The sequence below is a fragment of the Paenibacillus pinistramenti genome, assembly GCF_005869875.1.
Taxonomy (GTDB): Bacteria; Bacillota; Bacilli; order Paenibacillales; family Paenibacillaceae; genus Fontibacillus; species Fontibacillus pinistramenti.
In genome coordinates this window covers 205,229-211,606 of sequence record NZ_VAWG01000006.1, presented here as the reverse complement: position 1 = coordinate 211,606, position 6,378 = coordinate 205,229, and the positions used below count along the sequence as shown (strand labels likewise).

Below are 6,378 nucleotides of genomic sequence, written 5' to 3'. Positions count from 1 at the left end.
TGAAGACGACGAGGTAGATAGGCTGGAGGTGGAAGTGCAGCAATGCATGGAGCTGACCAGTACTAATCGGTCGAGGGCTTATCCAAATGGACCCCACAAAGTGAAGAAGAAGCTTCGCAGCGGATTCCGAATACTTTGCGGGGACCCCGAGAACATCTAATTCGAAAATATTGTTTCGTATCCAGTTTTCAGGTGATCAAACATCTGAACCGATTTTTAAGCTGCATGCCTTTTATAAGGTCTGATATTTTGCTGAAGCGGTAACGCAGAAGTGAAGCAGCGCAAAAATCATGTTTGGTGGCGATGGCGGAGGGGTTCCACACGTACCCATCCCGAACACGACCGTTAAGCCCTCCAGCGCCGATGGTACTTGGACCGCAGGGTCCTGGGAGAGTAGGACGCCGCCAAGCGAAACATTTTATATATTCCCTGATAGCTCAGTTGGTAGAGCACTCGACTGTTAATCGAGTTGTCACAGGTTCGAGTCCTGTTCGGGGAGCCATATGCTCTCATAGCTCAGTAGGTAGAGTGCATCCATGGTAAGGATGAGGTCACCGGTTCGATCCCGGTTGAGAGCTCCATTCAATTTAATAAGGCCCGTTGGTCAAGGGGTTAAGACACCTCCCTTTCACGGAGGTAACAGGGGTTCGAATCCCCTACGGGTCACCATATTTTCGGAGGCTTAGCTCAGCTGGGAGAGCATCTGCCTTACAAGCAGAGGGTCGGGGGTTCGATCCCCTCAGCCTCCACCATTTATTAAAATGGACAACTTACATATTTCATTGTTGGGGATTAGCCAAGCGGTAAGGCAACGGACTTTGACTCCGTCATGCATAGGTTCGAATCCTATATCCCCAGCCATTTTTATGTGAGCCATTAGCTCAGTTGGTAGAGCACCTGACTTTTAATCAGGGTGTCGAAGGTTCGAGTCCTTCATGGCTCACTTTTATATATTTTAATGGGACATGTTCTTGCGGAAGCAGCGAATGTGTTTTTTTATTTTATGGCCTGTTTTTCTCCCAGAGAAGAGCGGGCTTTTTTTTTATTCAGCTTAAGCCTTGTAGCAAATTCTGCACAGGTAAGAGGCTTAAAAGCAGGGCGCATGGCTGAATCCCAGTGAGAAGGCCGTGTTTTTGCTTATAAGGGGCCTATTTCAATAATAGGGAGGAAGAGTGGGATAGAGGGTAAAACCTTTTCTGTGCAGCCTGGAGAGGTTTTAGGCATGAACTGGACATGTAAACTGCACAATGGGGGTTGTGTATGCTGAATTGCTGCAAGCACTTAGATGAAGTTGGCGTAACATGCACTGAAACCTTCGAACGAATTGAAAAATGTGGAAACACCGAATCGGCTCGGCGGCTGAGGCTTTTTCAAAAAAACCGATATATCTCAGCTTCTCCTGCCGTTTGAAACAGAGGCCTTTTTTCGCCGCTTGAATAGAATTATTCCTTTGTCTCTAACAGAAGAACACTACGCGGGCGTTAATGGACTCACTGCACGCTCAAACAGTCATGGTTCGATGCATGAAGAGGACAAGATAAGATACAGGAAATGGGGTGCGAATGTAAAGCAGCAGGCTGCCTTGAATCACTTCACAGGCTTAAGCTGGCTGAAGCTTAGTCCCTGGTAAACAGAAAGGCACAGCCTGCCGTTTAAGCATGCCAGTTCTTCTGCAGGACACGGATACACCGCGCAGCTAGAGGAGGAGCCGCTTATTACAGGTATAGATTGGCATTAAGGGAGAGGGGTGTAAGCATTATTTTCCATAAAGAGGGTTCGAAACGAGGAGATTGGAAAAGACTGAGGTGAAAATATAGCCCATCTGCAGACATAAACAGGGCTTTGAAGGGGGGAGAAAAACCAGTAAGAAAAATTCTTTTATATTTTTCCTCCAAAATGCTTGACTCTAATTAACTTGGTATGGTAAGATCATTCTTGTCGCTAACGAGATAAGTTAAAGCAAAATTAACGAATTTGAAGTTAGCCTTGAAAGATATGCGCGTGTGGCGGAATTGGCAGACGCACTAGACTTAGGATCTAGCGTCTTTGACGTGGGGGTTCAAGTCCCTCCACGCGCACCACTTATGCGGACGTGGCTCAGCGGTAGAGCATCGCCTTGCCAAGGCGAGGGTCGCGGGTTCGATTCCCGTCGTCCGCTCCATAATTGTGCGCCCTTAGCTCAGCTGGATAAAGCGTTTGACTACGAATCAAAAGGTCAGGAGTTCGAATCTCTTAGGGCGCGCCATTTATGACTCATAGTTTGTCGGGATGTAGCTCAGCTTGGTAGAGCACCTGGTTTGGGACCAGGGGGTCGCATGTTCAAATCGTGTCATCCCGACCATTATAATGCGGGTGTAGTTCAATGGTAGAACTCCAGCCTTCCAAGCTGGTAGCGTGGGTTCGATTCCCATCACCCGCTCCATACATAGTGATCAGCATCATCGTAGACGATGGTGCTTTTTGTTAAAAATAACTGCGTTTTTCGGAACTGCAGTTATCTTTATATCTATTGTTTTTATCGCTTTGACGTTTTATCGCATGAAATTGAGAGTGTTACAAAAAAATGAAGATTTTTAATACTCGATATTGTATGATGTTAACAATGCATGACATGTTTGTAGAAAATTCTACTGGATACGGGGAAACAGGAGGTATAAAAGAATGACTGAGCTTACGGTTACTGCAGGAAAAAATAATTCCAGCAACCTGCTGCGGCGGGATATTCGCTTTTTGGGCAATATTCTGGGAGAAGTCCTTGTCCACCAAGGTGGAAATGAACTCTTAGATATTGTCGAAAAGATACGTGAGGCGAGTAAATCGCTGCGGGCTTCTTTTTTGCCGGAGACCCATGAAGAATTTAAAGACATGATTAACGGGCTTGCTCCAGACATCCGGCATCAGGTGATCCGCGCGTTTGCGATCTATTTCCAGCTTGTGAATATTGCTGAACAAAATCATCGGATCCGCCGCAAAAGAGACTATGAACTCGCCGCTGGCGAGACGATCCAGCCTGGATCGATTGAAGCGTCGGTGATGGAGCTGAAGGAACGCGGATTCTCTTACGATGAAGTACAGGAGATTCTGCAGGGGATGTCGCTTGAATTGGTAATGACTGCGCACCCTACAGAGGCTATGCGCCGTGCCATTCTGGATATTCACAAGCGGATTGCCGAAGATGTAATGCAGCTTGATAATCCAACGTTGACCTTCCGTGAACGGGAACAGCTGCGAGAGAAGCTGCTTAATGAGGTTATCACACTGTGGCAGACGGATGAGCTGCGCGACCGTAAGCCGACCGTGCTGGATGAAGTGCGGAACGGAATGTACTATTTTCACGAAACCTTATTCCATGTGCTGCCGGATGTTTATCAGGAGCTTGAGCGCTGCTTGACCAAATATTATCCGGAGCATAACTGGCACCTGCCGACCTATTTGAAATTCGGCTCCTGGATCGGAGGGGACCGTGACGGCAACCCTTCGGTGACGGCGGATGTAACCTGGGAAACGCTGAAAATGCAGCGCAAACTGGCTGTACGTGAATACCAGCGGCTGCTCAGTGATTTGTTCAAACATCTGAGCTTCAGCACATCCATTGTCAATGTGAGCGATGAGCTGAAATCCTCGATCCTGAAGGACGGGGGAACGGTCGAGCTGAAGAAGACGCAGGCCTGGACGAATGAAAAAGAACCATACCGTATCAAACTGACCTACATGATGGAGAAGCTGTACAATGTGCTCGACGAAGCGCACAAAGGCCAGCCGGACCGTTATGCGGTGCCTGAAGAGCTGATTGAGGATTTGCAGATCATTGACCGCAGCCTGCGGCATCATTATGCAGACTACGTAGCCGATACGTATATCAAGAAGCTGATTCGTCAGGTTGAACTGTTTGGCTTCCATACAGCGAAGCTGGATATCCGTCAGCATAGCAAGGAACATGAGAATGCGATGTCGGAAATTTTGGCCAGCCTGAACATTACGCCAAACTATGCAGACTTGTCTGAACCAGAGAAGGTGAAGCTGCTGGCGAAGCTGCTGAACGACCCGCGCCCGCTTACGTCTCCTTATCAGGAATACAGCGAGAGCACGACAGAATGCCTTGAGGTGTACAGAACGGTATATATTGCTCAGAAGGAATTCGGCAAGAACTGTATTACCAGCTACCTGATCAGTATGGCTGAAGCAACCAGCGATATTCTGGAAGTGATGGTGTTTGCGAAGGAAGTGGGCTTGTTCCAGAAGGAAGCCGACGGTTCTGTCGTATGCACGCTGCAGGCCGTTCCTCTGTTCGAAACGATTGACGACCTGCACGACGCTCCGAATATTATGCGCGAACTGCTCAGCATTCCGGCTTACAGACAATCTGTAGCCGCAATGAACGATCTGCAGGAGATCATGCTCGGCTATTCGGACAGTAATAAGGACGGCGGCGTGATTACGGCGAACTGGGAACTTCGCGTAGCGCTCAAGGAAATTACTAAGACAGCTAAAGAGTTCGGCGTGAAGCTGAAATTCTTCCACGGCCGCGGCGGCGCGCTTGGACGCGGAGGAATGCCGCTTAACCGGAGTATTATGGTGCAGCCTGCTGAGACAATCGGCGGAGGCATTAAAATTACGGAGCAGGGAGAGGTGCTTTCCGAGCGCTATTCCTTGCAGGGGATTGCTTACCGCAGTCTGGAGCAGGCGACCTCCGCTCTAGTGATTTCGTCGATTAATGCCCGGCTGCCGAAGCAGGACGGACTTTATGAGAGCCAGTGGGAAGAGATTGTGAAGCAGATGTCGGAAACGGCGCTTAAGAAATATCAGGATTTTATTTTCCGGGAGCCGGATTTCCTGAAGTTCTTTAAAGAGTCTACACCGCTCGGCGAGGTAGGAGAGCTGAACATCGGCTCACGTCCATCCAAGCGCAAGAACAGCGATCGCTTTGAGGATCTTCGTGCGATTCCTTGGGTATTCGCCTGGACGCAAAGCCGTTATTTGCTGCCGGCCTGGTATGCTGCAGGTACAGGTCTGCAGGAGTTCTATCAAGGTAAGCCGGAGAATATGAAGGTCATGCAGGACATGTATGAGAACTTCCCGTTCTTCCGCTCCTTAATCGATACGCTTAGATTTGCTGTTGTTAAAGCGGATTTGAACATCGCCAGAGAATATTCCAAACTTTGCGGGGACGAAGAAATCAGAACCCGGATCTTTAAGCAAGTCGAAGCCGAGTTTATCCTGACGAAAAATCTCATTCTGTCCATTACAGGCGAACAGGATTTGCTGGATAATCAGCCGACTTTGCAGGAATCTGTAAGACAGCGTAATCCTTATGTGGATCCGCTGAGCTATCTGCAGGTTCAATTGCTCAGAGAACTGCGGGAAATCCGAGAGCAGGACGGAGACGATGCAGAACTGCTCCGGGAAGTGCTGCTGACTATTAACGGAATTGCTGCTGGGATGCGGAATACAGGCTGATACGCTGCAGCGGTTAACCATAGCGGGTGTACATGGGTACACCCGTTTTCTTTTTTTTGCAAGGTGATCGGCTCATGCGGGCTTTAGTAGTATTACGGTTAGTATTACGGCTTGCTTTTTAAAAGGGCATCCATTACGATTCTATTGAACTGTGCGAGTGGTCACCGGGCCGTATACGGGCCTATAGAAGGCTGTTTGACTGCTTAAAGGTTAAGGCAAATAAGGTAAAGAAAAATGCGAAGCAGCCGAAATCTGGGGGATAACGGATGTCAGAACATGCAGATGCAGGCTTGGTCAAGCTTGCCCGAAAAGGGAACCAGCGGGCTTTTGCCGAGCTTGTGGATTTATATAAAGACAAGGTGTTTCATTTGGCCTACCGAATGCTGAACAACCGGCATGAATCGGAGGACATTGTGCAGGAGACTTTCCTGCGCGTTTATAAGAACTGGGATAAATATGATGAGAATCAGAAGTTCTCGACCTGGATGTACCGGATTGCGACTAATCTGTGCATCGACAAGCTGCGCAAACGGAAGCCCAGCTTCTCACTGGATGCGGAACTGAATGATCAGGACGGAACGGACGGATATTCGCTGATCCCCGGGGACAACCGGACTCCGGAAAGTGAATTTTTGCTGAGCGAAACGCAGCAGATCATTCACCAGGCCATCGACGGCCTGCCGGCTAAATACAAAACGATTATGATTCTCCGTTATTTGCAGGAGCTCTCGCTGCAGGAAATAGGAGATATATTAAACATGCCCGTAACGACGGTAAAGACGCGAGTTCACCGGGGGCGGGAGTTCCTGCGGAAGCGGCTGGAGCATAAATTATTTTAGCAAAAATATTTGAAACTCACGCAGCGCTCGATCGTATAACAACAATGAAGTACGAGTATAGCTGCCTTATTTAGGCTTTTAG

General features: G+C 48.5%; 2 protein-coding genes, 11 tRNA genes and 2 rRNA genes. All 15 read left to right on the top strand.

The annotated features are described in order from the left end of the window. A 23S ribosomal RNA gene (locus FCN15_RS10240) occupies positions 1-86 on the top strand; the annotation flags it as partial. Positions 87-293: 207 nt separating this feature from the next. Next, positions 294-410, top strand: a 5S ribosomal RNA gene (rrf, locus tag FCN15_RS10235). A gap of 16 nt (positions 411-426) precedes the next feature. After that, positions 427-502: transfer RNA gene (locus FCN15_RS10230), tRNA-Asn, on the top strand. Positions 503-505: 3 nt separating this feature from the next. Next, positions 506-581: transfer RNA gene (locus FCN15_RS10225), tRNA-Thr, on the top strand. Positions 582-594: 13 nt separating this feature from the next. Then, positions 595-669 (top strand) — tRNA-Glu (locus FCN15_RS10220). A gap of 7 nt (positions 670-676) precedes the next feature. Beyond that, positions 677-752, top strand: a tRNA-Val gene (locus FCN15_RS10215). 34 nt (positions 753-786) lie between these two features. Next, positions 787-861, top strand: a tRNA-Gln gene (locus FCN15_RS10210). A 9-nt stretch (positions 862-870) separates the two neighbouring features. Then, a tRNA-Lys gene (locus FCN15_RS10205) sits at positions 871-943 on the top strand. 1,054 nt (positions 944-1,997) lie between these two features. Beyond that, positions 1,998-2,081: transfer RNA gene (locus FCN15_RS10200), tRNA-Leu, on the top strand. 5 nt (positions 2,082-2,086) lie between these two features. Beyond that, positions 2,087-2,161: transfer RNA gene (locus tag FCN15_RS10195), tRNA-Gly, on the top strand. 7 nt (positions 2,162-2,168) lie between these two features. After that, positions 2,169-2,245, top strand: a tRNA-Arg gene (locus tag FCN15_RS10190). A 19-nt stretch (positions 2,246-2,264) separates the two neighbouring features. Beyond that, positions 2,265-2,341 (top strand) — tRNA-Pro (locus FCN15_RS10185). Positions 2,342-2,348: 7 nt separating this feature from the next. Then, positions 2,349-2,422, top strand: a tRNA-Gly gene (locus tag FCN15_RS10180). A 239-nt stretch (positions 2,423-2,661) separates the two neighbouring features. Then, positions 2,662-5,457 (top strand): phosphoenolpyruvate carboxylase, encoded by a 2,796-nt coding sequence (gene ppc, locus FCN15_RS10175; protein WP_138494897.1) that lies wholly within the window; start codon positions 2,662-2,664, stop codon positions 5,455-5,457. Positions 5,458-5,723: 266 nt separating this feature from the next. Beyond that, entirely contained in the window at positions 5,724-6,296 is a 573-nt protein-coding gene (gene sigW, locus FCN15_RS10170; protein WP_138494896.1) for an RNA polymerase sigma factor SigW, read from the top strand. The last annotated feature ends 82 nt before the right edge of the window (positions 6,297-6,378 follow it).

What these genes read in the sequence shown, in the direction of transcription:
- ppc (WP_138494897.1), top strand. Translation starts at nt 2,662, where the DNA reads ATGACTGAGCTTACGGTTACTGCAGGAAAAAATAATTCCAGCAACCTG.
- sigW (WP_138494896.1), top strand. Translation starts at nt 5,724, where the DNA reads ATGTCAGAACATGCAGATGCAGGCTTGGTCAAGCTTGCCCGAAAAGGG.